Genomic DNA, 26,311 nt, shown 5'->3' with positions numbered 1-26,311 from the left:
GGCCGGAGCTAAGTAATCGTAGGTATTTACTATTGGCTGATGCCCGGTATATTCGCTGGCACGGGTTTACGACCGCCATGAGGGCACGTCGTCTGGACAAGGATGTTGCATGAGAAAGTCACGTTTGCGAACCATTTTTTCGGCTGCGTTTCTCTATGCCGGAATAAGCACAACGGCGGGTGCCGCAGAGCCTGCCATGTACCTCTACAACTGGTTCGGGCTGCTCGCACCAGAGACTCCAAAGGAGTTCGAACAGGCCACCGGCACCCGTATCCACATGGATGCCTTCGACAGCGCCGATATCATGCAGAGCAAGGTCATGGCCGGGCGCACGGGGTATGACGTGGTGGTGGCGACCTCCAATGTACTGCCCAGCCTGATCCAGGCCGGAGTCCTGCAGCCACTTGATTCAGGTCAACTAAGTAACCTGTCCCATGTCGATCCCGCCATCCTGGCGCAACTGGCGGTCAATGACCCTGGCAATCGCTACGCCGTGCCCTACTTGTGGGGCACCACCGGCATTGGTTATGACGTGGATAAAGTCAAGGCAGCCCTGGGTGACAATGCCCCGGTCAACAGTTGGGACCTGATCTTCAAGGAAGAGAACATCAGCAAGCTGCAGTCTTGTGGTGTGGCCATGCTCGACTCTCCCAGCGAGATCATCTCGATTGCCTTGAATTACCTCGGGCTGCCCAGCAACAGCAAGAACCCGGATGATTACCAGAAGGCGCAAGCGCTGCTGTTGAAGATTCGCCCCTATATCCTTTATTTCGACTCCTCCAGAATCGACACCGACTTGGCGGGCGGCAACATCTGTGTCGTTGTGGGCTGGGCCAATGGCGCCCTGGCTGCGCAGGCCGCCAATGAAAGTGCCAATACCGGGCGCAGGATCAACTACAGCCTTCCTCGTGAAGGTGCGCTGGTCTGGTCGGAAAACCTGGTGCTGTTGAAAGATGCCCCTCACCCCAAGGAAGGGCTGGCCTTCATCAACTATATGTTGCGCCCGGAAGTGATTGCCAAGACCTCGAATCACACGCTTTATCCTAATGGCAATAAAGATGCCACCGAGTTTGTCGAGCAGAAGTTGCGCGATAACCCCTGGATTTATCCAGACAAGCAGACCATCGCCACATTGGTTCCGCTTGAGCCGCTGCCTTTGAAACTGGAAAGAATCCGTACTCGGGTCTGGACCAAGGTGAAGAGCAGTATCTGATCTGAGTTGACTCTTCGCTTGCTGTTTCATGCACATTGTTATTGTGTGTGAGCGCATTGTTCAAACACTCGGAGACATGTACGCGTCTTGTGCAAGATGAACTTTTTCGCAAGGCGCTGCACGACCGTGCCCATTCAACAGGTTATGCAATAAGAGAACAGTGGATGTTCAGCCCAGCCAATGCACCCCGGTTCAGCCTGACAATCGACGGTTTTGCGCACGACTTCAAGGTGCGCGCGTTCACCGGAGAAGAGGCGATCAGCAAGCCTTACTTCTTCAATGTGGAGTGTGTGAGCGAGCGACCGGATCTGGATCTGCAATGCCTCTTCGATGTGCCGGCTTTTCTGGCATTCGACACTTGGGGCAATGGCATTCATGGGCGCATCTATCACATTGCGCGAGGCCCGGACGCTCAAGGCTTGGCGCACTACAACCTGGCCCTGGTGCCGCACCTGTCCTACTTGCGTCACCGTATCAACAAGAGGATCTATCAGCAGTTCTCGGTGCCCGCTATCGTCGCCCTGGTCCTGGAGGAGCATGGGATTCTGGGGGATGCCTACCGCTTTGAGCTCGGGGCGAGCTACCCCGAGCGTGACTGCTGCACCCAGTACGATGAAACCGATCTGCATTTTATTCAGCGCCTGTGCGAGGAAGAGGGAATTCACTTCCACTTCCAGCACAGTGCTCAAGGCCACGTGCTGGTCTTTGGCGATCAGCAGGCAGTATTCCCCGCGATCGGGCCGATCACTGCTTTTGCCCCCGGGCACGATGGGCTCGCCACCCTGTTACCGGTCGGTCACGGCACGCCGACAAGCCTGCGTGCCAGGGAGTCGCGCCAGGTTGAAGGGCAAGGTACGCAGAGCGGGCTGCTCAGTGGTCATGTCCTGGAAACCTCGGGCCAGGGCAGCGACCTCTGGTTACTGACTCAGGTCATTCATGAGGGCAAGCAACCACAGGTTGCGGGTGAGAGCGTCGCCAATGGCCACACTGACAACCAGGATCAACTGCGCCAGGGTTATCGCAACCGTTTCACCGCGCTTGCGTTGGACCTTTGCTATCGCCCGCCTTTGGCTCATGAGAAGCCTCTGGCGCCAGGCAACCAGACGGCGCTGGTCATCGCCCTGGAAGACCAGGCGAACTCGCGTGGTCAGCGCTTTGAAAGGGTCAAGGTCAAGTTTCCCTGGGACCGCGAAGGTCGGTTCGACGACAAGAGCAGTTGTTGGCTGGCCGGTACTGCCAATTGGCGTTGTGAAGTGACGCCGCTGCGACCCGGTGTGGAGGTCAAAGTCGCATTTCTTGAAAACGACCCCGATCAACCGCTGATCAGCGGTTGCCTGTGTTGCGGCTGATACGCTATTGCCCTGAACGCGCATCAAGCCGCCAGGGAGCAGGTCCGGACCGCGCTCGATAGTGAATCGTCGGTTGCCGTCATTGGCCTGATCCCAGGCCTCGGTCCTGACGACAGGGCTTTCTCATGAGTGTCTGGCCGCGTAGGTCTGGCCCGTCAGCAGGATGACGCCTTCTTTTGAGCAGACGCGGGTGATGCTGTTGATCACGACTTCAAGGCCGCTTGAATGCGGAAACAGCGAAAACAGCAACTCGAAATACAGGTAGTCCTGGACCAGGCGCGCCGCCAGATCGGGATGGTCCTTCAACAGCGTCCTGAAGCTTGGGTAGCCCAGCTCTGCAAGCTCCGGGATGTCGACAAAACCCTGGTCGATATCGTCGGTTCTGCATTCGGCGGCAAAGGTGTCCGCGCAGTCAAGAAAGCGTTGCGGCAGATCGCCGTGGTGGATGCGCAGTTCATAGGGCGTTACCGGGATCGTCAGTGCCTCGCCGAAGCCCAGGCTGCGATAGCCGACGGTTCGTGGGTCGATGATTTGATCGGCGGAGGTGAACTTCATGATGGGCTTCCGGGGTGCTCGGGGGGTGAAGGACTGTCGCTATCTTCGAGCGTGCGCGCTTGGGGTTTAACGGTTGCGACGTAATAAAGGATATAGCCCGAATACACCAGCGAGCCTGCTGCCACTTCATCGTCGAAGCACTGCTTTAGTTCATCCTCATCCGTAAAACCGTATTCCACGAGCCTGTTCTCGGCAAAGCCGGCCAGCCTCGATAGGGTTATTCCGTCGATTTCGCCCTGCTCGCCAAAGTCAAAGCTCACCGTTGCCGTTGGCAGGTGAACGGCGCAGCCATAGCCGTGCTTGAAGTAGCGAATACCGCCAGCCAGTTCTCCTTGATCCGGGATATCGGTTCCCACCCAATCGGCGTTGCTGGCAGGGAGGGGAATGGTGGATTGTTGCATCAGTTCGACAGCCATGCGGATGCTGGCTTGGTAGTCGGAAACAAGATGGGCGAAGTGCGGGTTCATGGGCATTCACGTCGAGGTTGAAGGGGCGGGGAGCCTGGTTTTCCCCAGAAGCGCTTGATCAGTTCCTGCATCACGTTGTAGTACCGGCAGCGCAGCCAATTTTGACATACCCTGAGAATCGACCTTGGGGTGCCTGGCCTCTATCTATGGGTTGCATCTTTCAGTGATGAGTTTTTTGGTTCATTGGTGGGCTCGGAGCACATTGCCATTATCTGAGCTATAAACATCTCAATGGAGAGTGTTTTAGAGGGATCTACCAATGAGTAGCACTACGTCGACAGTCCCGAGTTTCAACATTTCGCCATATCAAATTGAACTTTTCGGTTGTTCTGTTCTAACCGCCATGCTTCCCCCGGCAGCCATAGTAGATCAAATACTAGTCGGCGATATGCTCCCTGATTACATAATGGCTATGTCAGGAATATTACTTTACGGGTGATGTATGCTCAATCTGATTTATATGTAGGTCACTCTTGCAGCTATGTGGCCAAGCGTCAGATGTACCTTCCGAAGAAAGGAGTCATTCATGAAAAGCGTCGCACTGATAACGATTCATGGTATGGGGAAAATTAAACCGGGGTATTTTCGAGATCTTGAAGAGGGGGTCATCGAAAAGCTCGGGAGTAAGCGGTGGGATAAAGTATCCTTCAAGAACATACAGTATGCCCCTATTTTACAAGGTCCTCAGGATAAATTATGGGATGCCATGTTGAAGGAGAAAACCAATGAGCTTGATGCACTGAAAATACGACAGTTTTTTCTGTTTGGTTTTGGGGATGCCGGCTCTTTGGAATACAGTGCGCAAAAGGACCCTCGAAAATATCTTGATGTCCAAAAAGAAATCCAAAATGTTTTGCTGTCTGCATTCAAAGAATGCGGTAGTGATCCGAATACGCCAATAGTCTTGATTGCTCAGTCTTTGGGCTGCCAAGTCATATCGAATTATCTATGGGATGCCCAAAATGGAAGGTATATATTTTCATCGCCCAATACCGGTCCGGAGGCGAATTTTCTTAAGCTGAAGTCGCTCAATAATCTAATTACAACGGGGTGCAATATCCCCATCTTCGTTTCAGGTCTGGACGCAAGGGTTTGCTTTGATCCGCCAAGCCCCAATTTTACCTGGGATAACTACTATGATCAGGATGACGTATTAGGCTGGCCATTACGCCAACTTGGAAAGAATTACAATATTGTTCATGATCATTCGATTAATGCCGGTGGCATACTTTCGTCATGGAACGTCGCGAGCCATGGTGAGTATTGGTCTGACAAAGATGTAATTTCCGCAGTGTCGACAAGACTAATGGAATACCTGTAGATGTATTTTAAATGCCCCGGCGTCCAAGTTTGTCAATGGAGTCCACGCTGGGGCAACGGTATACCTGAAAAGCTCTGATGAATATCAAACTATGTGAGGGACAGGTTATGCTTTCAACGCCTCAGCGTCCTGAAATAGACAACGATACGATAAAGTTGCAAGTGGGCATAATAGCTATGGTGCTTGCGAATGTAACGGACTTTCTTTCGGGAGGGGACATAACTTCTATAAGTGCTTCGTATCATGAGAGTGAATGGGGGCGCAATTTGTTTGTTGGGTTACTTTTTGCGATATCTGCTTTTATGCTCGCGTACAATGGCTTTTCGCGAAAAGAGATGTTGCTTAGTAAAGTGGCGGCCGTTGCCGCATTCGGTGTTGCAACATTTCCATGCGGGTGTAATGGATATATAGAAACCATACCTCATGTGCACTATGTTTCTGCTGCTGTTATGTTTTCCATATTGGCTTATTTTTGTTACTTGTTTCGTGGGCGTGCTGAGTCCAAGGGGCATGTTGAGGCAAGGCGGCGATCGGTGATTTATACTTTCTGTGGCGTCGCAATAGTTTTGTCAATGCTGGTGATGGTTGTTGATCATGTTTTTAATGAAGCGTTGTCTGGCTTTAACTCGAGGCTTACTTTTTATTGTGAGCGGGTCGGTCTGATCGCATTCGGCATATCCTGGTTGACCGCCAGTAAGTTGCTTCCGGTCATTTCTGCGGTCGACGAGAGGACTCATCCATTTAAATAGACTTTTCAGTTGGAAAGTCACATGTTGGAATCATTAACTACGCGGAAAGAAACGGATGTTTGACGAGCTGATATTTACCGGTGAAACGCCTGCAAAAGATGATGCCTATGCCGGTGGTGGGGCCTGCCTGCCCACGGAGCTGGCTTGGCCCTGTTCGCCTGATGGAGTACCGCTGACACACCTGATGGCCTTTCCTGGACATTGGTTTTCAGAGGCCCTGATCGATAGGAGTTATTGGGTTTCGGTTTTTGTACCGTACTTGCCGGGCGAGGTCGGCCACTATCGAAAGTTGCGTGCCGTCCTGGGACGCTCGCAAGCGGTTGTCATGGGCTATGTTCGAGCCGGTTCCGAGCGGAATGAGGCTGTTCAGCCGATTTCAGAGTGCGGGGCGGTACGGCTGGGGGTGAACGCCGACGTGGACGATGACGAGAACCTGGCCTCGAAATTGGATGGCGTGGACGCTTGGCTGCAGGCGCCTGTTTCAGCGGAGGCAGGGCGCAGAAGGGTATCCATTTATGGGGGCGATCTGGATAGAGCGCTGCCTGAGTACAAAGGCGTGCTTTCGGATGGCATGGGGTATCTGTTTCTGGATGAGGATTTTTCAGAGCGGATAGGCGCGGGGATTGGTCGGTTTTTTTTGCAGTTGGGGTAGGGGAGATGGCGCTATCGAAAGCAACGGCCAGGCCAGCGATTTTCGCTGAAAGGGCGTTTGACTGCGTGAACGGGCGCTGCTCGAACAATGCCAGTTGAGATGCTTCTAGATCGACGGAGAGGGCCAATGCTCTATCCCTTGGTCGGGGCCTGACCTAAGTATCTGTGGCCCTTGGCGGCTAACCGTTTGGACTCACCTGTGTCGATGCTTTGTCGTTTGGGCTGACCGCTTTCGGTCAGAAGTTGCCTGTCGTGATGAGCGCCTGTTGTTGACCGAGGTAAGCATTGACGTAAAATCGCCGCCCCAAAAAATCAGCTTGCATAGCGAGAAGGAGCTTCGATGCAACGGGTGATGATTGTTGGTCAACCTGGATCAGGCAAAAGCACTTTGGCGCGTGAGCTTGGTCAGCGCACGGGCTTGCCGGTCGTTCATATCGACACTATCCACTGGCAGCCAGGGTGGATCGAACGAAGCCCGGACGAGAAGACGCGGCTTTGTCTCGATGTAGAGGCTCGAGATCGCTGGATATTCGAAGGTGGCCATTCAGCCACTTGGGACAACCGGGTGGCCCGTGCCGATCTTTTGATATGGATTGATCGTTCGGCGACGCTTCGATTCTTGCGCGTACTGCGCAGAACGCTGCTCCAACGCGGTCAGTCTCGGCCCGACTTGCCGGAGAACTGCCCCGAGCTGCTGGCGAACCTGCCGGAGTTTTTTAGATTCATGTGGCGGACGAAAAAATCAGCGCGAGAAAAAATGCAGCAACTTGTAGCAACAGCGCCATCAGCTTGCCTCGTGGTTTGTCTGCGGTCGAATCGGGATATCGGCATTTTTCTCGCGAGTATGGGAAGTGCGACTGTCCAAGCTCTGCAGGATTGATCGACGGTTGACTGACTGCGGAAACTGCCGCTTACGAGCGGCAGCTCCTGGCCGATTGTTGCCTGTCACGATCGGCCGCAATCGATCCATAGCAGACGTTGTCGCGCGTCGAATGCAGAGGGCTCAGCTTCTATATTTCAGCGCCTCCACCAATGCAGAAAAGGCGGGAGACGCTTGTCGCCTGTTCGGGTAATACAAATGGTAACCCTGAAACTCAGGGCACCAGTCGGCCAAGACTTCTTTGAGCCGGCCGTCAGCCAGATAGGGTGCTACCAATTCCTCTGGTACGTAGGCCAAGCCAACGCCATCAACGGCGGCATTGAGTACGTGCATGATGCTGTTGAAAACAAGTTGTCCATCTGCCTTGACGGTAAAAGCCTGGCCATTACTTTCAAATTCCCATGCGTAGATCGCCCCTGATGGTCTGTGTCGGATATTCACGCAGTCATGCCCGGTCAGCTCATGGGGGGTTGTTGGTGCCGGGTTGCGTTCGAAATATTCTGGAGAGCCCACCACAGCCAACCGCCAATCTGGGCCTATGCGAACGGCGATCATGTCTTTGCTGATCGATTCGCCCATGCGAATGCCAGCATCGAATCGTTCCTCGACCACGTTGGTGAATCCATAGTCGACGTAGAACTCCAGTGTGATATCCGGGTAGCTCTTCAGGAAGCTTGCAAGCATTGGCCGAATGCACAACTCAATCTGATCATCAGTACAGGAAATACGAATCGTGCCACTGGGCTTGTCCCGCAGCTCGCCCAGCGCTTCAAGCTCGGCGGTAATCTGATCAAAAAGCGGAGCGATCGAGCGCATCAATCTTTCTCCCGCCTCTGTGGGCGACACATTGCGTGTCGTGCGGGCCAGCAGTCGTATCCCCAGTCTTTGTTCAAGTGCCCGGATCGTATGACTCAGCGCAGAGGGAGTAATGCCCAGTTTAGCGGCGGCTTTCGTAAAGCTTTGATCTCGCGCCACCGCAAGAAAAGCTTGGAGATCGTTGACTTTAGTACTGGCCATTGCTGAGTTTTTCTCAAAACCACATGAAGATTACGCCTACTAATCAAGATATTTCGAATCCGTCAAGCTCTGTCACATATCTGGAACGGAGTACTGATGATGAGCGAGACACCTGTAACCCTCCTCGAAGCTGCAGAAGCCTTGAACTCTCCAGGGCTTGATCGGCGCGCATTCGTAAAGGCCAGCGGCGTCAGGATTGCGGCCCTGGGCGTCCTTTCAGTCGCAGGCGGTGCTGCCTTAGCAACTGACTCGAAAAGCGCTGTCAGCGCGCCGGAAGGCGCCAACAATTTTTACAAAAGTGACAAGGTCACTGTGCAAAAGGTGACCTTCAAGAGCTCATACAGTCTTCAAATTGTGGGCAATCTTGTAACGCCCAAAAATCTGGATAGAAACGCTAAAACGCCTGCAATTGTTTGATGAGAGGTTTTTGAATGACGGCTCAAGTATTCGACACCCCGGCAGGTGAGGCCTTCGGCACGCCGGGGACTGGTGAACTGCCGGCTTACTGGAGTGGCATCTTTGCGATGACACTGTGCGTATTCGCGTTGATCGCCTCGGAGTTCATGCCTGTCAGTTTGCTCACGCCGATTGCATCTGATCTGCAAATCAGTGAAGGACTGGCCGGGTATGGGATCGCCATCTCCGGCGCCTTCGCGGTGCTGACAAGCCTTGCGATTTCCAGGCTAGTGGGTTCAATGGACCGCAAGACGCTGTTGCTTGTACTGACCGGGATTATGTGTGTGTCGGGGCTGGTGGTCGGTCTGGCGCCGAACTATACGGTGTACATGATTGGTCGTGCGCTGATCGGCGTGGTGATCGGTGGATTCTGGTCGATGTCGGCGGCAATGGCCATGCGCCTGGTACCTGCCCATAGCGTGACCAAGGCTCTGGCAATCTTCAACGGCGGCAATGCTTTGGCAACCGTAGTGGCCGCTCCGCTGGGAAGCTATCTGGGGAGTGTCATCGGTTGGCGGGGTGCTTTTTTCTGCCTTATTCCGGTAGCGATTATCGCGTTGATCTGGCAGTGGATCAGCCTGCCAGCCATGGCGCCGGCGCCGCGCAAACCGGGCGCTGGCAATGTCTTCCGATTGTTTAAGAGCCCATTGGTCAGTTTCGGCATGTTGAGTGTGGGCATTTTCTTCATGGGGCAGTTTGTACTGTTCACCTATCTGCGCCCGTTCCTGGAAACCGTCACAGGTGTAGATGTATCCCTGTTGTCGATGGTCCTGCTGGTCATCGGCGTGGCGGGTTTTGTCGGGACCGTTCTGATCGGCACTTTCCTGAAAACCGGAATGTACCGCGTCCTGGTCTGCATTCCACTCTTGATGGCCGCGATTGCACTTTCTTTGATTGTCCTTGGCGGCAAAGTCGTGGCAGCTTTTGTACTGCTTGGGCTGTGGGGCCTGATCGCGACGGCGGCACCTGTGGGGTGGTGGTCGTGGTTGGCCAAGGCGCTGCCCAAGGATGCTGAAGCCGGTGGCGGCTTGATGGTGGCAGTCATTCAGCTATCCATTGCGCTGGGCTCTACCCTCGGTGGGCTGCTGTTCGACGGCAGCGGTTATCGCATGACATTTCTCGCAAGCTCTGTCTTGCTGGTACTCGCGGCAGTGATGGCCTTTTTCACATCGCGAAACCAGGTTTAATAGAAGGCAGACTGAGTAAGGCAGGCAACTGTCCACAATTTGTAAGATCGGATTTGATCCAACATCCGCTATTGGCCGTTTTCAACCACTTTTAAAAGACTTCTTTCCCCCTAAAAAACAAATCACCGCCTCCATTTGAAGCGCTCCGCGCCGCCCAGCAGTACGGAGCGCAACGCATCAGGCTTGCAGCCGCCAGCCCATCACACCCAACAGGGCGCAACTGTCACGCAGCACGATTGCCGCTACGTTGGAGATCTGTTGCAGATTGGCGTCGTCAGCATTCCCCGGCTCTGCGCGGGAGAGGCTTTCCAGCAGTTGAGTCATGGCCAGTAAAGGTGCCGCACCCTTGGCATGTAGCACGTCCAATGGTGCGGTCTTGCTTATGAAACAGAGCCCCCGTCCGGGCGGCGCATTTTCAAGCTTTCCCCAGTACAACAATTCCCTCTCGTAGGAGCCGGCTTGCCGGCGAAGAGGGCGGCCTGGTCGTGCGCGGAATAACGACAGCCCAGCGCTGCCCTGGCGGCTGTCTTCGCCGGCAAGCCGACTCCTACAACGTTCGCGCGTTGCTCTCGTGAATGAAGCTTTTATGACAAAAGTTCGGTAGCACATGGCCACGCGCGTCTTGGGTATGTAACGCGCTTGAGGGGGCCGCCAGGCCACTTTTTTAAGCCGAGGCGGGACGCCGGGAGTGAGGCTATGGGGACTATGGAACGCTACTCGAAAGTGGGCATGCAGGAGCTGGATCAACGGCTGTCGAAGATTGTCGAGGCCGCGCGCAAGAAGCCGGTGTCGGTCTATCGCTACGGCGCGCCGTGGGTCTGGATCGTCTCCCAGGATGATTGGCAGGGCGCCTTGAAGGAGGTGGCCAGCTATATCCCGCCGGGGCATTCGCTGGTGCTGCTGCGTCCGCAGATCGATGAGTTGCTGGATCAGCACCGCGATCTGCTCCAGGGCCTCAATGCCGAGCCGGGGATGCTGATTGCGCCGCGCACGGTGATGCACATTCTGTTGTTGCAGTTGCTGTATTCGGTGCCCAGCGAGCAGCAGCTGTATGAACAGCTCAGTTACAACCTGTTGTTCCGTTGGTTCGTCGGTCTCGATCTGAACCAGAAGGTCTGGAGCTTCAGTGTCCTGAGTCGCGACATCGCCACGCTGTTGAACAACCCGCGGGCGGTGCAGTTGATCCAGAAAATCATCGGTGAAGTGTTCTGCGGTGCCTTGCTGCAAATGCCCGAGTTCTCGTTGAACTTCGCGCTGTTGCACACCTGGCTGGCTCGCCACGAAAACACCTCGATCACCAGCAATTGAAGCGGCCAAACGCTGTGCAGACGGCGACGGCAATGCGCGTACGCGCGCCAATTTTCAGTTTTTTAGGGGGCGGTGTGGAGCATCTGGGCAAATCAGGGCGACCGGGCAGTGGCGGGCGCTGGTGGCCGTTGTGCGGTTGGTTGGCACTGGCGGCGCTGGTGCCGGCGGTGCAGGCCGAGGAGGGCGAGCCGGCCCCGGTCGAAGCCTCGGCCGCGGCGCGGTTGGTGGACGTCAATGAGTACTTCGTGCGTGGCAATACGGTGCTCGATGCCCGGGCCATCGAGGAGGCGGTGTATCGCTTCCTTGGCCCGCAGAAGGCCCTGGCCGATATCGAAGGCGCCCGGGATGCGCTGCAGAAGGTCTATCAGGAGCGCGGCTACCAGTCGGTGTTCGTCGAGCTGCCGGAGCAGAAGGTCGAGGACGGTATCGTTTATCTGCAGGTCAGTGAAACCAAGGTCGGTCGGGTGCGGGTGGTGGGGGCCAAGCATTATTCGCCGGTGGAGATCCGCGACCAGGTGCCGGCGCTGAAAGAAGGCGAGGTACCGGACTTTGCCACGGTACAAAGCCAGCTGGCCGGGCTCAACCGCGGCGCCGGGCGCCAGGTCATGCCGCTGGTGCGCGAAGGCCAGCGCCCGGGGACCATGGACGTGGACCTGCAAGTGGAAGACCAGAACCCCTGGCACGCCAGTGTCGGCCTGAACAACGACTACAGCGCCGACACCGAGAAGCTGCGCACGGTGGTCAATGTCGGCTACGACAACCTCTGGCAACTGGGCCACAGCATTTCCCTGACCTATTTCACCGCGCCCCAGGACACCGACAACGCCAAGGTCTGGTCCGGTTCCTACACCGCGCCGCTGAGCGATCGCTGGGCCCTGCAGTTCTCCGGTTACCAGTCCGACAGCAACATCGCCACCATCGGCGGCAGCAATGTGCTGGGCAAGGGCCATTCCTACGGGGTGTCGGCGATCTACACCTTGCCCGCCGCGGGCAACTGGGCCAACTCGCTGTCGGTGGGTGTGGATTTCAAGGACTTCGAGGAAGAGATGCGCTTTGGCCGCAGCAGCGACCAGATTCCGCTGAAGTACGCCCCCATGACCTTTGGCTACAACGGCTACCGCTACAGCGAGAAAGCCCAGCTGGGCCTGGGCCTGAACCTGATCGTCGGCACCCGGCGCTTCTTCGGCTACGGCAGCGACGCCGAGGAGTTTCACTACAAGCGCGACGAGGCCAGCGCCAGCTTCTCGGTGCTCAAGGGCGACCTGAATTTCACCTACACCTTCGCCAACGACTGGCAGTCGGCGTCCAAGGCGGCGTTCCAGCTGGCCTCGGGGCCGCTGGTGTCCAACGAGCAGTATTCCGCCGGCGGCGCCACCTCGGTGCGCGGCTACCTGGCCGCCGAGCGCACCGGGGACGAGGGCTACCTGTTTTCCCAGGAGCTGCGCACGCCGTCTTTGGCCAAGTTCCTCGGCAGCTACGTGCAGGAGTGGCGCTTCTATGCCTTTGCCGAAGGCGCGCACCTGTCGCTGCACGACCCGCTGCCCGAGCAGGAGGACGAATACAGCCTGGCCAGTGTCGGCCTGGGCACCCGCGCCAGTTTGAGCAAGTGGCTGTCCGGCAGCCTGGACTGGGGCTACCCGCTCAAGGACGGCCCCAACACCCAGAAATACGACCCGCGCCTGCACTTCAGCGTGCAAGCGACGTTCTGACTTTTTACGGAGACCCTTCACATGCAACGCTTATTCCTGAGCCTGTTGATCTGCCTGGGCTTCGTGCTCCCGGCCACGGCCCATGCCTGGTGGCAGGACGACTGGCATTACCGCAAGCAGATCAGCGTGGACACCACCCCGCAAGGCGCGCCCATCAACGAGGCCCTGGGCCGCACCGCGCTGCTGGTGCGCCTGCACACCGGCAACTTCACTTTCGACGGGGTCAAGGAAGACGGCGCCGACCTGCGCTTTGTCGCCGCCGATGACAAGACCGTGCTCAACCACCAGATCGAAAGCTTCGACCCGCTGATGGGCATGGCGCTGATCTGGGTCGATGTGCCCAAGGTCGAAGGCGGCCAGCGCCAGGACATCTGGATGTACTACGGCAACCAGAAGGCCCCGAGCACGGCCAACGGCCAGTTGACCTTCGACCCCAGCTACACCGCGATCTACCACTTCGACGGCAGCAACGGCACCCCCGCCAAGGACACCACCGCCTACGGCAATACCGCGCAGAACGCCACCGGCGCGGCGATTGACGGGGTGATCGGCCGGGCCTTGCAGTTCAGCGGTCAGCCGCTGTTGCTGCCGGCCAGCCCGTCGCTGCAGCACAACGCCGGCGGCGCCTTCACCTTCAGCGCCTGGGTGCGCCTGGACCAGGCCAGCGGCGAACAATTGCTGCTGGCTCGTCGCGAAGGTGTCGGCAGCTTGCTGATCGGCATCAACCAGGGCATGCCCTTCGTCGAAGTGGACGGCCAGCGCGCTGCCTCCACTCAGCCGCTGAACCCGGGGCAGTGGCAGCACCTGGCCCTGAGCGGCGAGGGCAGCCGGCTGGCGCTGTACGTCAACGGCCGCGAGACCGCGAGCCTGGCCCAAGCCATTCCCACCTTCAATTCACCGTTGGCCATCGGCGCCGACTTGCCAGCGGCCGCCGGGGCCGAGGCCAGTCACTTCCAGCCCTTCACCGGGGCCCTGGACGAGCTGCGCCTGTCCAAGGTGGCACGTCCGGCGGCGCTGATCCTGGCCGATGCCAGCGCCCAGGGCGCGGAGTCGAAGCTGGTGGCCTATGGCGTCGATGAAGAACAGTCGGGTTTTGGTTTCGGCAGCCTGGGTTTCCTGCTCAAGGCGGTGCCGGTGGATGCCTGGGTGATCATCCTGGTGCTGGTGGGGATGATGATCCAGTCCTGGGTGATCATGCTGCGCAAGAACCGCATGGTCGGCCGGGTCAGCGCTGCCAATGCGCTGTTTCGCGAGCAGTTCGCCAAGGTCGGCACCCGCCTGGAGATGTTTGCCGACGACCAGGTGCTGGCCAGCCGCCTGGAGCATTCCTCGCTGTGGCGCCTGTACCTGGTGGCGGTGAAAGAAATTCGCACCCGGCGCGAGCAGGGCGCCGATACCTCGTCGGTGTCGGCGGCCACCATCGAGGCCATCCGCTGCTCCATGGATGGCGTGCGCACCCGGGAAAACCAGCAGCTGAGTTCCAAGCTCTCGACCCTGTCCAACGCCATTGCCGGCGGCCCCTACATCGGCCTGTTGGGCACGGTGCTGGGGATCATGGTGGTGTTCCTCGGCACCGCCATGGCCGGTGACGTCAACATCAACGCCATCGCCCCGGGCATGGCCGCGGCCCTGCTGGCCACCGCCATGGGCCTGTTCGTCGCGATCCCGGCGCTGTTTGGCTACAACCGCCTGATCACCCGCAACAAGGAAGTCGGCGCCGACATGCGGGTGTTCGTCGACGAGTTCATCACCCGGCTGGCGGAGCTGCATGGCGAGAGCCAGCACAGCGAGAACGCCCACTGGCGGGTCAGCCACAGTAACGCGTCGGTTCCGGCCTGAGGAGAACTGCCATGGCTTCCGTGAATGCCTCCCATGACGACGAAGACGATGCCGCCGTCGACAGCATCAACATCACGCCCCTGGTGGACGTGCTGATGGTGGTGCTGGTGATGTTCATCCTCACCGCCACCGCCCAGGTCTCGGGCATCCAGATCCACTTGCCCAAGGCCAGCGCCTCGGTGTCGCTGTCCGAGGCCAAGACCAAGGCCATTTCGGTGAACGATGGCGGCCAGGTGTTCCTCGACGCCTACCCGGTGACCCTGGGCGAGCTGGAAGAGCGCCTGCGCATCGAGAAGGCGCAGAACCCGGACTTCCCGATCATCGTCCGTGGCGATGCCACGGTGCAGTACCAGAAGGTCATCGAAGTCCTCGACCTGCTGCGCCGCCTGGAGTTGTCCCAGGTCGGCCTGGTCACCGGCAAACCGAGCCAGGGCTGAGCCATGAGCGCACATCAACCGTTCGAGCTGCCGCCGGTACAGAACAAGCCGCGCGCCCTGCGCCTGCTCAAGTGGGGCGCGGGGCTGCTGCTGGGTGCCGTGGCGGCCTGGCTGCTGTGGCAGTGGGCCAATGACATGGCCGGGGTGCGCCGGGAAGCGCCGAAGGTGCCGACCATCATCCCGCTGCCGCCTCCGCCGCCTCCACCCCCACCGCCGCCGGAGAAACCCAAGGAGCCGGAGCCGGTGGAAGAAAAGATCCCGGAGCCCGAACCCACGCCCACCCCCGAGGAGGTCAAGCCGGAGGAGGAAGCACCACCATCGCCGGCGGACGATCTGGCCAACCCGATGCAGATCGATGGCGACGCCCAGTCCGGCAACGACGGCTTCAACGTCGGTGCCGGCAAGGGCGGCGGCATGGCCGGCGCCGGTGGCGGCGGGCTGGGCACCGGGACCTACAAGCAGTACCTGGCGGCGACCTTCCAGCGCGCGCTGCGCGAAGACCCGGAGTTGCGCAAGAAAGCCTATGCCTTGCAGGTGGACCTGTGGCTGGGCGCCGACGGGCAGGTGACCCGCGCCGAGCTGGCCGGCTCCAGTGGCAACCCCGAGACCGACCAGCAAGTGCTGGCGGCGCTGCGGGCCACGCCGCGCCTGAAAGAGCGCATGCCGGCCTCCCTGACTTTGCCGGTACGCCTGTCCCTCAAGGGCCGGCGACCGGAATGAGCGAACCCCTATTTGCAGTTTCTACAGGAGTTGTGTGCAGATGATTTCCACCGTGAATCGATTGACCCTGGCGCTCGGCATGGTCGCCCTGACCCTGGCCGGCCAGGCCACGGCCGCCGCGGCCGCGCCCTCGGAGAACGCCACGATCAACCTGATCCGTCTGTTGGTGCAGCAGGGGGTATTGAAGCAGGAGCAGGCCGACGGGCTGATCGCCCAGGCCGAGAAAGAAGCCCAGCAGGCCCGCGCGGCCACCGCCGTGGCGGCAACCGGCCCGGCTGCGGCGCCCGGTGATGTGCGGGTGCAATACGTGCCGGCCATCGTCCGCGACCAGATCCGCGATCAGGTCAAGGCCGAGGTCATGGCCACCGCCAAGCAGGAAAACTGGGCCCAGCCCAACACCTTCCCGGACTGGATCTCGCGCATCAGCTTCGACGGCGACATCCGCCTGCGCGACGAGTCGCGGTTCTTCGCCGACAACAACAGCAACGAGATCGTCGACTACGCCAAGCTCAACGACAGTGGCCCCTACGACGTCAACAAGGACACCAACAGCAAGCTGCCGCCGCTGCTCAACACCCGCGAGGACCGCGACAACCTGTTCCGCCTGCGCGCGCGCCTGGGGATGAAGGCGGTGATCTCGCCGGAATGGACCGCCGGCATCCGCATCGGCACCGGCTCGGACAACAATCCGGTGTCCACCACCCAGACCCTGGGCGGCGGCTTCGGCAAGAAGGACATCTGGCTCGACCAGGGCTACCTGACCTGGAAGGCCACCCAGGACCTGACCCTGACCGGCGGGCGGATCGCCAACCCGTTCTATGCAACCGACATGCTGTACTCCAACGACCTCAATTTCGACGGCGTGGCGGCGATCTTCAACCACAAGCTGAGCAGCGACTGGGGCCTGTTCGGCACCCTCGGCGCCTTCCCGGTGGAGTACACCAACGACACCGCCACCAGCAACGGTTTCGACAAGAACGAGAGCGACACCAAGTGGCTGTTCGGCGGGCAGGTCGGCGCCAACTGGAAGATCAACCGCAGCAACAGCCTCAAGGGCGCCCTGGCCTACTACCGTTTCGACGACATCGAAGGCCAGCGCTCCAGCCCTTGCGCGCCCTGGGCCGGGGCCCCGGGCTGCGACACCGATGGCTCGCGGGTCGCCTTCATGCAGAAGGGCAACAGCGTGTTCCTGCTGCGCGACATCACCCCCAACCCGGCCACGCCGGGCCTGACCCCGCAGCCGCAGTTCGTGGGCCTGGCCTCGAAGTTCGACGTGCTCGACCTGAACCTGGCCTGGGACACCGAATTGCCGGACGACCTGCGCCTGCGCAGCCAGACCAACTTCATTCGTAACCTGGCCTACGACAAGGGCGAGATGCTCAAGCGCAGCGAGGGCGAGATCGTCAACAACATCAACAGCCAGGGCCAGTTCGAAAGCGGCGGCAACGCGCTGATGGTGCAGTTCACCCTGGGCAACGCCCTGGAAATGAAGAGGGCCGGGGACTGGAACCTGCTGGCCGGCTACAAGTACATCCAGCCCGACGCCTTGCCCGACGGCTTCAACGACTCCTCGTTCCACCTGGGGGGCACCAACGCCAAGGGTTATTTCGTCGGCGGCAACTACGGCATCGACAAGAACATCTACGCCACGGCCCGCTACATGAGCGCCTCGGAAGTCTACGGGCCGCGCTACGAGGTGGACGTCATGCAGCTTGAACTCAACACGCGCTTCTAAGCATCAGGAGGAAGGTTATGAACAGCCGAGCGAGGGCAGGGGTGGTCAGCCTGTTAGTGGCCTGGGGCGTGCTGGCCAGCGCCAGTGCTAGCGCCGAGGGCATGGAAGAACGCCTGCGCACCCAGTTGCGCAGCACCACCCAGCAGTTGCAGGCGCTGCAAAGCGAGCAGGCCCAGGCTGCGGCGGCGCGGATTGCCGCCGAGAACGCGGCCAAGCAAGCCCAGGCCGAGGTCAAGCAACTGACGGCCGAGCTGGCCAAGACCCGCGGCGTGGCCGAGCAACTGCTCGGCCAGCAGCAGAACCTGCAAAGCCAGGCCCAAGCCCAGGCGGCGGCCAGCAGCGAGCAGTTGGGCAAGTTCAAGAAAGCCTACGAGGACCTGTTGGTGCTGGCCCGGGGCAAGGAGGCGGAGCGGGCGAAACTGCAGGCGCAATTGAGCGAACGTGACACACAAGTGCAGCAATGTGCGGTCAAGAATCAGCAGATGTACGGCATCGCCAAGCAGATCCTGGCGGCCTACGAAAACATCGACGTGGCCGAGGTGGTGAAAATCCGCCAGCCCTTCGCCGGCAGCGCCCGGGTCAAGTTCGAGGAACTGGCCCAGGGCTTTGGCGACGAGCTTTACCAGACCCAGTTCGACGCCCCGCGGGCGGCGAGCACCCACTGATCACCAGGGAAGAGATGACCATGACCTTGATTAACAGCGTCACCACCGAAAGCCTCACCGACCTGCTGCAAGGCGCCGGCTACCGGGTCAACCAGACCGAACAGAACGGCATCGTGCAACTGCTCAGCGCCAGCCAGGGCATCGGCTACGCCGTGCGCTTCGGTAACCCGGGCAGCGAAGCCGGGCACTACGTGGACTTCACCTACAGCTGCGCGCTGCGGGTGCAGGGCGAATTGCCGGCCGGGCTGGCGGAGCTGTGGAACGCCTCGCGGCGCTTTGCCCGGCTGTCGCTGCAGGGCGAATTCCTGGTGATGGAGATGGATGTGGTGGTGGCCGGCGTCGGCGAGACCCACCTGCGCAGCCAGCTGGAGCTGTGGGATCGGTTGCTGCAGGAGTTCATCGTCTACCTGCGCGAATACAGCCAGCAGGCGGCCCAGTTGCAGGCCCAGGCCGAAGCGCCCCAGGCGGCGCAAAGCCAACCCCGGGAAGAGGCGGCCACCCTGTGAAAAAGCCCACCCTGGTGGTCGGTGCCGGGGCACTGACCTTGCTCGGCCTGGCGCTGGGCCTGGCCCTGCGCCCGGGCAACGACCCGGTGGCGGCGCAGCAGCCGGCCCCGACCCTGCTGCAACAACAAGTGGCGTCTACACCCGCCGTGGCGCGCCTGGGCAATCAGCAGGTGGCGGCCGAGGAGCTCAAGAGCCTGTTCGCCAGCCTGCCCGAGGAATCCCGGGGGCAATTGCGCGGCAATCGCCCGGCGCTGGAAGCCTGGATTCGTTCACGGCTGGCGGAAAAGGCCGTGCTGGAGCAGGCCGATGCCCAGGGCTGGCGCCAGCGCCCGGAGGTGGAGCAGCAGACCCGCGCCGCCACCGAACAGATCGTGTTTCGCGACTATCTGCAGTCGGTCAGCCAGGTGCCGGCGGACTATCCCAGCCCGGCGGAGTTGCAGCAGGCCTATGACAGCGGCAAGTCGGCGTGGATGACACCGCCGTTGTACCGGGTCAGCCAGATCTTCCTCGGGGTCGCCGAGCCCCAGGCGGCCGAGCAGGTACGCCGCCAGGCGCAGGAGCTGAGCCGCAAGGCCCAGGCCGCGCCGGGGGAGTTTGCCGCCTTGGCGGCGCAGTACTCCCAGGACCGGGACAGCGCCCAGCGCGGTGGCGACTCCGGCCTGCAGCCCTTGCAGCAACTGCTGCCGGAGGTGCGCAGCGCGGTGGCCCGGCTCAAGGTGGGCGGGGTGTCCGAGGTGGTGCAGAGCGCGGCGGGTTTCCACGTGCTCAAGCTCACCGAACAGCAGCCGGCACGGACTGCCAGCCTGGACGAACTGCGTGATCGCCTGACCCAGGCCCTGCGTGCCCAGCGCCAGGAGCAGATCGCCAAGGCCTACCTGGAAGGCATGCTCAACACTGCGACCCTGAGCATCGATGGCGCGGTGTTGAACCAGGTCCTGGAGGACAAGCTGTAGGAGCTGGCTTGCCAGCGAAGGCGATCTCACAGGCCCCTTCGCCGGCAAGCCGGCTCCTACGAGGCAATACGCAGCACCGGCAACTGTAGGAGCTGGCTTGCCCGCGAAGGCGATCCCACGGCCCCGCCGTCCGCCCGCCAAGGAAGCAACACTCAACAAGACAGGGAGTCATCAATGTCATTTCTCGAACCCGCTCCACTCCAGGGCTTTGCGCCATACACCGCGCCCCAGGAACCCCGGGAAGCCTGGCTGGCCCTGGCCGCCGGCATCGAACCTGCGGTGGCCCAGTATTTTCTGGTCAGCGCCCGTTGCGGCTGCTTCATGCAGGCGGCCCGCAGCCTGAACATCAAGGCCACGCTGCTGCGCAAGCAACTGGCGCAGTTGGAGGAGCACCTGCGTCGTTCGCTGTTCTGCTACCAGGGCAATGCCTTGAGCCTGAGCCGCGAAGGCCTGCAACTGCAGGCCCAGCTGATTGCCCTGGCCCACCAGCGGCGGCTGCCGGTGATCGAGCAACCCCTGATCCGCGTGGCCGTGGCGGAAACCATCCTCCACGACATCCTTGGCCGTGACCTGATCGCCTTGCTGCGGCGCAACGCCAGCGCCCGGCTGGAAATCATCTCCATCGACAGCGACCTGTCCCTGCAGGCCCTGAGCGCCGACCTGGTGCTGTGGCTGGCGGCCGAGGACTCACCCCTGCCGGGCCCCAGCTTCGCCACCCGCGAACCCATGCCCCTGGCGCGCATCGACTACCTGCCGCACATCGCCAAGCGCTACTCCCGGGTCGCGGCCCGCCCCGACAGCCTGGACGACCTGGCGGACTACATGCTGGTGCAGTGGCAGCACGACCGTCATATCGAGCCGTTCCGGCCCTGGAACAGCCTGGTGGAACAGCGCCTGGCCGGGGTGGTGCAGGTGCATTCCTATGAACTGATGCTGGAGATGATCCGCTGCAGCGCCTGCATTGGCCTGCTGCCGCAGTACATGAGCCGCTTCGACCGCGGCCTCACCGCCTTGCCGGGCCTGTTCGAGGAAAGCATGCAGCGCCGCGCCTGGCTGGCGGTCAATGCCCAGGTGGAGCATGAAGAGCAGGTACAGCAACTGGTGGAACTGATCCTCAACACCTTCAGCGAACGCCAGGACTGGTTTGTCTGAACGGACCCGCCCGCTCTTGCAGAGATTCACTCCCACGCCCACGAGCGGGCACCCACCGCGACTCCATGCAGGAGCCGGCTTGCCGGCGAAAGGGCCCGCCAGCCCTGCGCCGGTTCCGGAAACGCCTTCGCTGGCAAGCCAGCTCCTACCAGGGGCACCCACCGCTATTCCATGCAGGAGCCGGCTTGCCGGCGAAGGGGCCCGCCAGCCCTGCGCCGGTTCCGGAAACGCCTTCGCTGGCAAGCCAGTTCCTACCAGGGGCACCCACCGCTATTCCATGCAGGAGCCGGCTTGCCGGCGAAAGGGCCCGCCAGCCCTGCGCCGGTTCCGGAAACGTCTTCGCTGGCAAGCCAGCTCCTACCAGGGGCACCCACCGCTATTCCATGTAGGAGCCGGCTTGCCGGCGAAGGGGCCCGCAAACCCTGCGCCGGTTCCGGAAACGCCTTCGCTGGCAAGCCAGCTCCTACGGGGGGGCCTGCGAGGCGGTTCCTTGCCGGCGAACGAGCACCATTGCCCTCGTCATCCAGAGGCGCATGCCCGTACACTCGATGGCCACTTCGACTTCAAGGATGACCTCGCCATGCCCAACGCCCATCCCACCATCGTCATCGAGCGGTGCAACGAAGCTCATATCGACGGCCTGACGGCGCTGTACAGCGAACCCAGTGTGGCGGCCCAGACCCTGCAACTGCCTTACCAGTCCCGCGAGTTGTGGCGCAAGCGCGTCGGGCTGGGGCAGGAAAACGAGGGGCTGGTGGCCCTGGTTGCCCTGCACCAGGGTGCGGTGATCGGCAGTTGCAGCCTGCTGCAGGTGGCGCGGGTGCGCCGGGCCCATTGCGCCGATATCGGCATGGGCGTATCCCCGGCCTGGCAACGCCAGGGCATCGGCAGCCGCCTGCTGGCGGCCGTGCTGGAGGTGGCCGACAACTGGATGAACCTGCGCCGGGTGGAGTTGACGGTGTATGCCGACAACCAGGCCGCCATCGGCCTGTACCGCAAGTTCGGCTTCGAAACCGAAGGCCAGCTGCGCGACTACGCCGTACGCGACGGCGGTTATGTCGATGTGCTGAGCATGGCGCGCTTGCGTCGTTGAGACCGGGTTCGTGTAGCCGCTGCCGCAGGCTCGGGCCGCGTTCGGACGATCGGCTCCGCAGCAGAGGCAGGGATCCTGTGGCCGCCCGAGGTTCGGCAGGCGATCGCCATGCAAGGCCCTGCGGGCCCTGACGTTCACTCCAGCAAAGCGAAATCCACCGCCGCCCGGGCATGCAATTCGGTGGTGTCCAACAGGGGCAGGGCGCTGTGCTCGGGCTTGAGCAGCAGGCCGATTTCCGTGCAGCCGAGGATGATCGCCTCGGCACCACGGGCCTGGAGCCCGTCGATCACGTGTTGGTACAGCCGCCGCGAGCTCTCGCTGACAACGCCCACGCACAGCTCCTCATAGATGATGCGGTGCACCGCCTGGCGCTGCGCTACATCGGGCACCAGCACCTTCAGGCCCTGGTCTTCCAGGCGGCCTTTGAGGAACGCCTGCTCCATGGTGAAGGCTGTGCCCAGCAGCCCCACGCTCAGGGTGCCGGCTGCCTGGGCGGCCTGCACCACGGGGTCGGCAATATGCACAAAGGGCACTCCAATGGCGGCCTCTATCTGCCCGGCGACCTTGTGCATGGTGTTGGTGCAAAGCACCACGCATTCGGCGCCGCCGGCTTCCAGGCGCCGGGCTGCCTCCACCAGGATCGCCGCCGCGTCGTCCCAGCGCCCGGCATGCTGGGCCTGTTCGACAGGCCCGAAGTCGACGCTGTACATTAACAGCCGCGCTGAACGCAGCGGCCCCAGTCGATCGCGAACCTGCTGATTGATCAGGCGATAGTATTCGGCGCTGGACTCCCAGCTCATGCCGCCGATCAGGCCGATGGTGCGCATGGGCAACTCCTCTGTGGTGCGGTTGGGTAAGCCTCAGTTTCACGCCGCCACGGGTGGCGATCTATCAGGAAATTTCACATGCCCCAGGTGCTCGAACATCGCCTGCTGGACGGCCGCCTGCTGCTGCAACTGCTGCCGGCCGCGGCCTACAGCGCCCGCGATCCGGCCCAGTGGCAGACCTTGGGGGTGACCCTGGAACGCCAGCGCGGGGTGCATGCCATCGACTCCGACCGCCGCGAGGATTTCGATACCTGGCCCGGCACCCTGGCCCTGACGCCCGCAGGCATTGAGGTGTTTTCCGAATCCGCCATGGGCGGCGAATACCTGCTGCTGCGCTGGCAGGGCGCGACTCCGCTGGTTCCTGGCCAGCGCCGGATGCAGAGCCCGGGGCATGCCCGCGCCCTGGCCCTGGGGCGCGAAGCCAGGCGCCTGCTGCTGGCGCCCGAGGCCGATGAGCTGGCCCTGGAGCAATGCGCGCTGGCGTTTCTGGGGCTGGCCCAGCCCGGTCGGGCGGCGCCAGCCCCGGCCCCGGAGCTGGGGCAGGTGCTGCAACAGATGGCCGATGAATACGCCCGGCCCCTGTCACTGGCGCAACTGGCCCTGACCTACGGCCACAACGAACTGCGCCTGCTGCGCGACTTTCGTCGTGCTGTAGGCATCACGCCCCATGCCTGGATCACCGAGGTGCGTCTGCAAGCGGCCCGGCGGCTGCTGGAGCACACGGATCTGCCCCTGGCGGCGGTTGCCCAGGACTGTGGTTTTGCCCATCAGTCCCACCTGGGCAGCGCCTTGCGCCAAGCCACCGGCCTGACGCCGCGTCAGTACCGGCTGCAGTTTCAGTGCCGAGCGGTGGATACTGCGCTGTAGATTTTGCCTGGTAATGCCTTGCCAGTGATCGTCGCCAGCGGCCCGCAGGATCATCATCGGTGGGCGCAGCTACAGGGCTCGGCGAGCCGGCGGGCAAACAACTCAACGCCCGACACCGGCATCTGCCATGCTCAGGGCCGGCGACCTGCTGTTCTCAAAGGTCGAAGCCAGGGACACAGCACAATGGACGATATCCAGCAACTGGGCGAGATGCTGCGCCACTACGCGGCCAGTGAAGCCCACAAGAAGCAGTTGTTCGACAGCCAGTCGGTAGTCTGGGCGCGTCGCATTCATCAATTGTTCGGGCAGATCGAAGACTGGCTGGCGCCGGTGTTGCTGCCGGACCTGCTGGCGTTGCAGCGCGAGCCCTATGTGGCCTTCAGCCCGGCGGTGCCGCTGGAGGTCTCGACCTTCAAGAGCGAGAAGCTGACCATCCATATCGCCGGCAAACCGGTGGAGTTCGTGCCGGATGTGATGGGCCCCCAAGGGCAGATTTCCCTGGCGGTGATCGGCCTGACTGCGGCGCGGCTGGGCAGCGTGTCCCTGGTCGGCGAGGCTTCGGGCGGCTGGCAATGGCGCAAGACCAACGGCTTGAAGGACCCTGACGTCTTTGCCTTTGACGGCAATTTCCTCGCCGCTCAGTTGCAGAGCCTGATCCCCCGCGAGCGCGCCTGACCCGGCCAATACTCCCACTGTAGGAGCTGGCTTGCCAGCGAAAGCGATGCCCGGGATTGCGCGAGGCGTGCTGGCCCCTTCGCCGGCAAGCCGGCTCCTACAGGGGATTGCTGGCGCTGGCTTGCCAGCCAAAGCGCTCTACATATCCAGGTTTATCCAACCCGGCTTGGCTTCCTCCGGCGCCACGGCGTTGATTTTCTTGCCCGTGGCCAGCTCCACCCGGCGGGCTACGTCGGGGTCGTCGGCGAAGGGGATCAGGCTGGCGTCGTCCAGGCTCTTGGCACTCTGGTGACGCAGGCAGTACTCGATGCAGAGGTAGAGAAACGCCACCCCCAGCAGGTTGAGCAGTATATCCATGGGTTTTCAGGCTCCCTGAAACGCAACACGCCGGCCACGGGGGCCGGCGTGGGGCAGGTGGGTCAGGCGATCCGGGCGTCGCTCAGCGCCAGGCGCTCATCGGCAACGCGCACGGTGCGCCAGGTGTTGTAGGCCATCAGCAGCATGCCGCTGAGGAAGAACACGCCGCCGGCGAAACGCACCACGAACCCCGGATGGCTGGCCACCAGGGCCTCGACGAAGGAGTAGGTGAGGGTGCCGTCTTCGTTCACCGCGCGCCACATCAGGCCCTGGGTGATGCCATTGACCCACATCGAGGCGATGTACAGCACGGTGCCGATGGTGGCGAGCCAGAAGTGCAGGTTGATCAGCGGCACGCTGTACATCTGCTCGCGGCCGAAGACTTTGGGCACCATGTGGTAGATGGCCCCGAAGGTGATCATCGCCACCCAGCCCAGGGCACCGGCGTGTACGTGGCCGATGGTCCAGTCGGTGTAGTGGGACAGGGCGTTGACGGTCTTGATCGCCATCATCGGGCCCTCGAAGGTGGACATGCCGTAGAACGCCAGGGACAGCACCAGGAAGCGCAGGATCGGGTCGGTGCGCAGCTTATGCCAGGCCCCGGAGAGGGTCATCATGCCGTTGATCATGCCGCCCCAGCTCGGGGCCAGGAGGATCAGCGACATGGCCATGCCCAGGGACTGGGCCCAGTCCGGCAGCGCGGTGTAGTGCAGGTGGTGCGGGCCGGCCCAGATGTACAGGGTGATCAGCGCCCAGAAGTGCACGATGGACAGGCGATAGGAGTACACCGGGCGCCCGACTTGCTTGGGCACGAAGTAGTACATCATCCCGAGAAAGCCCGTGGTCAGGAAAAAGCCTACGGCGTTGTGCCCGTACCACCACTGGACCATGGCGTCGGTGGCCCCGGAATACACCGGGTAGGACTTGAACCAGTCCACCGGGATCGACAGGTGGTTGACCACGTGGAGCATGGCGATCACCAGGATGAAGGCGCCGAAGAACCAGTTGCCGACGTAGATGTGCTGGCTCTTGCGCCGCACCACGGTGGTGAAGAACACAATCGCGTAGGCGACCCAGACCACCGCCATCCACACCGCGCCGGCGAATTCGATCTCGGCGTATTCCTTGGTGGTGGTGTAGCCCAGGGGCAGGGTGATCAGCATGATCACGATCACCGACTGCCAGCCCCAGAAGGTGAAGGCGGCCAGGGTGTCGGAGTACAGCCGCACCTGGCAGGTGCGCTGGACCGCGTAGTAGCTGGCGGCGAACTGCGCGCTGCCGGCGAAACCGAAGATCACCAGGCTGGTGTGCAGCGGCCGCAGCCGGCCGAAGGTGCTCCAGGGCAGGTCGAGGTTCATCTCCGGCCACACCAGCTGCGAGGCAATCCACACCCCCATGGCCATGCCGATCACGCCCCATACCACTGTTGCGACGACGAATTGGCGAACCACCTTGTAGTTGTAGGCCTGTCCGATTGTTGCTGAGTTCATGGTCAATGCTTCCACGGTTGCAAAGTCTTGCCAGGCCACCCGGTCTGGCACGGGGTGCACTGTAGGAATCAGCGGGGAAACAAAACAGGCTCAGAAAAACCACATTAATACGGATCAGATTTTCCTCATGCCT

At 61.3% G+C, this 26,311-nt stretch carries 28 protein-coding genes; 21 read left to right on the top strand and 7 right to left on the bottom strand.

All coding sequences use genetic code 11. From position 1 onward, the window contains the following. Positions 1–109 precede the first annotated feature (109 nt). Together AC1RCO_RS06750 and AC1RCO_RS06745 are read left to right on the top strand one after the other, a co-directional pair. Complete coding sequence (locus tag AC1RCO_RS06750) at positions 110–1,213, top strand: extracellular solute-binding protein (RefSeq protein ID WP_015635473.1); 1,104 nt, start codon at positions 110–112, stop codon at positions 1,211–1,213. 164 nt (positions 1,214–1,377) lie between these two features. Beyond that, on the top strand, positions 1,378–2,562 hold the full coding sequence (locus tag AC1RCO_RS06745; protein WP_492617609.1) for a contractile injection system protein, VgrG/Pvc8 family: 1,185 nt from the start codon (positions 1,378–1,380) through the stop codon (positions 2,560–2,562). A 123-nt stretch (positions 2,563–2,685) separates the two neighbouring features. Here AC1RCO_RS06745 and AC1RCO_RS06740 read toward each other — a convergent pair whose 3' ends face one another. Both AC1RCO_RS06740 and AC1RCO_RS06735 read right to left on the bottom strand, forming a co-directional pair. Beyond that, on the bottom strand, positions 2,686–3,117 hold the full coding sequence (locus AC1RCO_RS06740) for a hypothetical protein (protein ID WP_492617552.1): 432 nt from the start codon (positions 3,115–3,117) through the stop codon (positions 2,686–2,688). Continuing rightward, positions 3,114–3,584 (bottom strand): DUF6896 domain-containing protein, encoded by a 471-nt coding sequence (locus tag AC1RCO_RS06735; protein WP_492617551.1) that lies wholly within the window; start codon positions 3,582–3,584, stop codon positions 3,114–3,116. The genes AC1RCO_RS06740 and AC1RCO_RS06735 overlap by 4 nt, the downstream gene beginning before the upstream one ends. A gap of 526 nt (positions 3,585–4,110) precedes the next feature. Between AC1RCO_RS06735 and AC1RCO_RS06730 the strand changes: the two genes are divergently transcribed. From AC1RCO_RS06730 to AC1RCO_RS06715, 4 genes are all read left to right on the top strand, one after another. Continuing rightward, positions 4,111–4,905 (top strand): NYN domain-containing protein, encoded by a 795-nt coding sequence (locus AC1RCO_RS06730; RefSeq protein ID WP_041118028.1) that lies wholly within the window; start codon positions 4,111–4,113, stop codon positions 4,903–4,905. A 77-nt stretch (positions 4,906–4,982) separates the two neighbouring features. Next, entirely contained in the window at positions 4,983–5,654 is a 672-nt protein-coding gene (locus AC1RCO_RS06725; RefSeq protein ID WP_492617550.1) for a DUF998 domain-containing protein, read from the top strand. A 55-nt stretch (positions 5,655–5,709) separates the two neighbouring features. Then, on the top strand, positions 5,710–6,306 hold the full coding sequence (locus AC1RCO_RS06720; protein ID WP_492617549.1) for a hypothetical protein: 597 nt from the start codon (positions 5,710–5,712) through the stop codon (positions 6,304–6,306). Between the two features lie 339 nt (positions 6,307–6,645). Beyond that, complete coding sequence (locus AC1RCO_RS06715) at positions 6,646–7,185, top strand: P-loop NTPase family protein (RefSeq protein WP_065363949.1); 540 nt, start codon at positions 6,646–6,648, stop codon at positions 7,183–7,185. Positions 7,186–7,308: 123 nt separating this feature from the next. Here AC1RCO_RS06715 and AC1RCO_RS06710 read toward each other — a convergent pair whose 3' ends face one another. After that, positions 7,309–8,202, bottom strand: coding sequence for a LysR family transcriptional regulator (locus AC1RCO_RS06710; protein WP_065363950.1), 894 nt, complete (start codon positions 8,200–8,202; stop codon positions 7,309–7,311). Positions 8,203–8,301: 99 nt separating this feature from the next. Between AC1RCO_RS06710 and AC1RCO_RS06705 the strand changes: the two genes are divergently transcribed. After that, positions 8,302–8,619: a hypothetical protein gene (locus AC1RCO_RS06705; RefSeq protein ID WP_255313421.1), complete on the top strand. Its 318-nt coding sequence runs from the start codon at positions 8,302–8,304 to the stop codon at positions 8,617–8,619. 14 nt (positions 8,620–8,633) lie between these two features. Then, positions 8,634–9,845: an MFS transporter gene (locus tag AC1RCO_RS06700; RefSeq protein ID WP_065363952.1), complete on the top strand. Its 1,212-nt coding sequence runs from the start codon at positions 8,634–8,636 to the stop codon at positions 9,843–9,845. Positions 9,846–10,022: 177 nt separating this feature from the next. Here the strand turns inward: AC1RCO_RS06700 and AC1RCO_RS06695 are convergent, their stop codons facing one another. Further along, a complete protein-coding gene (locus AC1RCO_RS06695; protein WP_370505755.1) occupies positions 10,023–10,211 on the bottom strand; it encodes a short-chain dehydrogenase in 189 nt (62 codons plus the stop codon). Between the two features lie 339 nt (positions 10,212–10,550). Here AC1RCO_RS06695 and AC1RCO_RS06690 point away from each other — a divergent pair, with 339 nt between their 5' ends. The 11 genes from AC1RCO_RS06690 to AC1RCO_RS06640 all read left to right on the top strand — a co-directional run bounded on the left by AC1RCO_RS06690 (position 10,551) and on the right by AC1RCO_RS06640 (position 21,962). Further along, positions 10,551–11,153 carry a transposase gene (locus tag AC1RCO_RS06690; RefSeq protein WP_011061110.1) on the top strand — a complete coding sequence of 201 codons (603 nt, stop codon included), beginning with the start codon at positions 10,551–10,553 and terminating at the stop codon, positions 11,151–11,153. 74 nt (positions 11,154–11,227) lie between these two features. Continuing rightward, entirely contained in the window at positions 11,228–12,862 is a 1,635-nt protein-coding gene (locus AC1RCO_RS06685) for a ShlB/FhaC/HecB family hemolysin secretion/activation protein (RefSeq protein ID WP_492617548.1), read from the top strand. Between the two features lie 21 nt (positions 12,863–12,883). Then, positions 12,884–14,701 carry a DUF2341 domain-containing protein gene (locus AC1RCO_RS06680; protein ID WP_065363954.1) on the top strand — a complete coding sequence of 606 codons (1,818 nt, stop codon included), beginning with the start codon at positions 12,884–12,886 and terminating at the stop codon, positions 14,699–14,701. Positions 14,702–14,712: 11 nt separating this feature from the next. Next, positions 14,713–15,138 carry an ExbD/TolR family protein gene (locus AC1RCO_RS06675; RefSeq protein ID WP_011061113.1) on the top strand — a complete coding sequence of 142 codons (426 nt, stop codon included), beginning with the start codon at positions 14,713–14,715 and terminating at the stop codon, positions 15,136–15,138. A 3-nt stretch (positions 15,139–15,141) separates the two neighbouring features. Further along, entirely contained in the window at positions 15,142–15,858 is a 717-nt protein-coding gene (locus AC1RCO_RS06670) for an energy transducer TonB family protein (RefSeq protein ID WP_011061114.1), read from the top strand. A gap of 40 nt (positions 15,859–15,898) precedes the next feature. Beyond that, positions 15,899–17,593 carry a putative porin gene (locus AC1RCO_RS06665; protein WP_492617547.1) on the top strand — a complete coding sequence of 565 codons (1,695 nt, stop codon included), beginning with the start codon at positions 15,899–15,901 and terminating at the stop codon, positions 17,591–17,593. Positions 17,594–17,610: 17 nt separating this feature from the next. Beyond that, a complete protein-coding gene (locus tag AC1RCO_RS06660; protein WP_236203334.1) occupies positions 17,611–18,258 on the top strand; it encodes a DNA repair protein in 648 nt (215 codons plus the stop codon). Between the two features lie 20 nt (positions 18,259–18,278). After that, positions 18,279–18,764, top strand: coding sequence for a YbjN domain-containing protein (locus AC1RCO_RS06655; RefSeq protein WP_011061117.1), 486 nt, complete (start codon positions 18,279–18,281; stop codon positions 18,762–18,764). Next, positions 18,761–19,717 (top strand): peptidylprolyl isomerase, encoded by a 957-nt coding sequence (locus tag AC1RCO_RS06650; protein WP_123430849.1) that lies wholly within the window; start codon positions 18,761–18,763, stop codon positions 19,715–19,717. The genes AC1RCO_RS06655 and AC1RCO_RS06650 overlap by 4 nt, the downstream gene beginning before the upstream one ends. Positions 19,718–19,891: 174 nt before the next feature. Then, positions 19,892–20,869, top strand: a complete 978-nt coding sequence (locus tag AC1RCO_RS06645) for a LysR family transcriptional regulator (RefSeq protein WP_011061119.1) — start codon at positions 19,892–19,894, stop codon at positions 20,867–20,869. 580 nt (positions 20,870–21,449) lie between these two features. Beyond that, entirely contained in the window at positions 21,450–21,962 is a 513-nt protein-coding gene (locus tag AC1RCO_RS06640; RefSeq protein ID WP_011061120.1) for a GNAT family N-acetyltransferase, read from the top strand. Between the two features lie 134 nt (positions 21,963–22,096). Here the strand turns inward: AC1RCO_RS06640 and AC1RCO_RS06635 are convergent, their stop codons facing one another. After that, the gene (locus tag AC1RCO_RS06635) at positions 22,097–22,789 is read right to left on the bottom strand and encodes an aspartate/glutamate racemase family protein (RefSeq protein ID WP_065363958.1); all 693 of its coding nucleotides are present in this window, start codon (positions 22,787–22,789) and stop codon (positions 22,097–22,099) included. A 78-nt stretch (positions 22,790–22,867) separates the two neighbouring features. On the opposite strand from AC1RCO_RS06635, the gene AC1RCO_RS06630 reads away from it, so the two are divergent. Next, on the top strand, positions 22,868–23,656 hold the full coding sequence (locus tag AC1RCO_RS06630) for a helix-turn-helix domain-containing protein (protein ID WP_492617546.1): 789 nt from the start codon (positions 22,868–22,870) through the stop codon (positions 23,654–23,656). A gap of 183 nt (positions 23,657–23,839) precedes the next feature. Beyond that, on the top strand, positions 23,840–24,331 hold the full coding sequence (locus AC1RCO_RS06625; RefSeq protein WP_015635490.1) for an SET domain-containing protein: 492 nt from the start codon (positions 23,840–23,842) through the stop codon (positions 24,329–24,331). Between the two features lie 138 nt (positions 24,332–24,469). On the opposite strand, the gene AC1RCO_RS06620 is transcribed toward AC1RCO_RS06625, so the two are convergent. Both AC1RCO_RS06620 and ccoN read right to left on the bottom strand, forming a co-directional pair. Continuing rightward, a complete protein-coding gene (locus AC1RCO_RS06620; protein ID WP_011061124.1) occupies positions 24,470–24,688 on the bottom strand; it encodes a hypothetical protein in 219 nt (72 codons plus the stop codon). 62 nt (positions 24,689–24,750) lie between these two features. Beyond that, positions 24,751–26,178 (bottom strand): cytochrome-c oxidase, cbb3-type subunit I, encoded by a 1,428-nt coding sequence (gene ccoN / locus AC1RCO_RS06615; RefSeq protein ID WP_011061125.1) that lies wholly within the window; start codon positions 26,176–26,178, stop codon positions 24,751–24,753. Positions 26,179–26,311 lie beyond the last annotated feature (133 nt).

The sequence above is a fragment of the Pseudomonas sp. GW823-FHT03E05 genome, assembly GCF_058796855.1.
The sequence above is the reverse complement of the archived record's forward strand: the minus strand, read 5'-3'. Positions and strand labels throughout refer to the sequence as shown.

Coding starts and splice junctions, on each gene's coding strand:
- AC1RCO_RS06750 (WP_015635473.1), top strand. CDS start 110: ATGAGAAAGTCACGTTTGCGAACCATTTTTTCGGCTGCGTTTCTCTAT.
- AC1RCO_RS06745 (WP_492617609.1), top strand. CDS start 1,378: ATGTTCAGCCCAGCCAATGCACCCCGGTTCAGCCTGACAATCGACGGT.
- AC1RCO_RS06740 (WP_492617552.1), bottom strand. CDS start 3,117: ATGAAGTTCACCTCCGCCGATCAAATCATCGACCCACGAACCGTCGGC.
- AC1RCO_RS06735 (WP_492617551.1), bottom strand. CDS start 3,584: ATGAACCCGCACTTCGCCCATCTTGTTTCCGACTACCAAGCCAGCATC.
- AC1RCO_RS06730 (WP_041118028.1), top strand. CDS start 4,111: ATGAAAAGCGTCGCACTGATAACGATTCATGGTATGGGGAAAATTAAA.
- AC1RCO_RS06725 (WP_492617550.1), top strand. CDS start 4,983: ATGAATATCAAACTATGTGAGGGACAGGTTATGCTTTCAACGCCTCAG.
- AC1RCO_RS06720 (WP_492617549.1), top strand. CDS start 5,710: ATGTTTGACGAGCTGATATTTACCGGTGAAACGCCTGCAAAAGATGAT.
- AC1RCO_RS06715 (WP_065363949.1), top strand. CDS start 6,646: ATGCAACGGGTGATGATTGTTGGTCAACCTGGATCAGGCAAAAGCACT.
- AC1RCO_RS06710 (WP_065363950.1), bottom strand. CDS start 8,202: ATGGCCAGTACTAAAGTCAACGATCTCCAAGCTTTTCTTGCGGTGGCG.
- AC1RCO_RS06705 (WP_255313421.1), top strand. CDS start 8,302: ATGAGCGAGACACCTGTAACCCTCCTCGAAGCTGCAGAAGCCTTGAAC.
- AC1RCO_RS06700 (WP_065363952.1), top strand. CDS start 8,634: ATGACGGCTCAAGTATTCGACACCCCGGCAGGTGAGGCCTTCGGCACG.
- AC1RCO_RS06690 (WP_011061110.1), top strand. CDS start 10,551: ATGGAACGCTACTCGAAAGTGGGCATGCAGGAGCTGGATCAACGGCTG.
- AC1RCO_RS06680 (WP_065363954.1), top strand. CDS start 12,884: ATGCAACGCTTATTCCTGAGCCTGTTGATCTGCCTGGGCTTCGTGCTC.
- AC1RCO_RS06675 (WP_011061113.1), top strand. CDS start 14,713: ATGGCTTCCGTGAATGCCTCCCATGACGACGAAGACGATGCCGCCGTC.
- AC1RCO_RS06670 (WP_011061114.1), top strand. CDS start 15,142: ATGAGCGCACATCAACCGTTCGAGCTGCCGCCGGTACAGAACAAGCCG.
- AC1RCO_RS06665 (WP_492617547.1), top strand. CDS start 15,899: ATGATTTCCACCGTGAATCGATTGACCCTGGCGCTCGGCATGGTCGCC.
- AC1RCO_RS06660 (WP_236203334.1), top strand. CDS start 17,611: ATGAACAGCCGAGCGAGGGCAGGGGTGGTCAGCCTGTTAGTGGCCTGG.
- AC1RCO_RS06655 (WP_011061117.1), top strand. CDS start 18,279: ATGACCTTGATTAACAGCGTCACCACCGAAAGCCTCACCGACCTGCTG.
- AC1RCO_RS06645 (WP_011061119.1), top strand. CDS start 19,892: ATGTCATTTCTCGAACCCGCTCCACTCCAGGGCTTTGCGCCATACACC.
- AC1RCO_RS06640 (WP_011061120.1), top strand. CDS start 21,450: ATGCCCAACGCCCATCCCACCATCGTCATCGAGCGGTGCAACGAAGCT.
- AC1RCO_RS06635 (WP_065363958.1), bottom strand. CDS start 22,789: ATGCGCACCATCGGCCTGATCGGCGGCATGAGCTGGGAGTCCAGCGCC.
- AC1RCO_RS06630 (WP_492617546.1), top strand. CDS start 22,868: ATGCCCCAGGTGCTCGAACATCGCCTGCTGGACGGCCGCCTGCTGCTG.
- AC1RCO_RS06625 (WP_015635490.1), top strand. CDS start 23,840: ATGGACGATATCCAGCAACTGGGCGAGATGCTGCGCCACTACGCGGCC.
- AC1RCO_RS06620 (WP_011061124.1), bottom strand. CDS start 24,688: ATGGATATACTGCTCAACCTGCTGGGGGTGGCGTTTCTCTACCTCTGC.
- ccoN (WP_011061125.1), bottom strand. CDS start 26,178: ATGAACTCAGCAACAATCGGACAGGCCTACAACTACAAGGTGGTTCGC.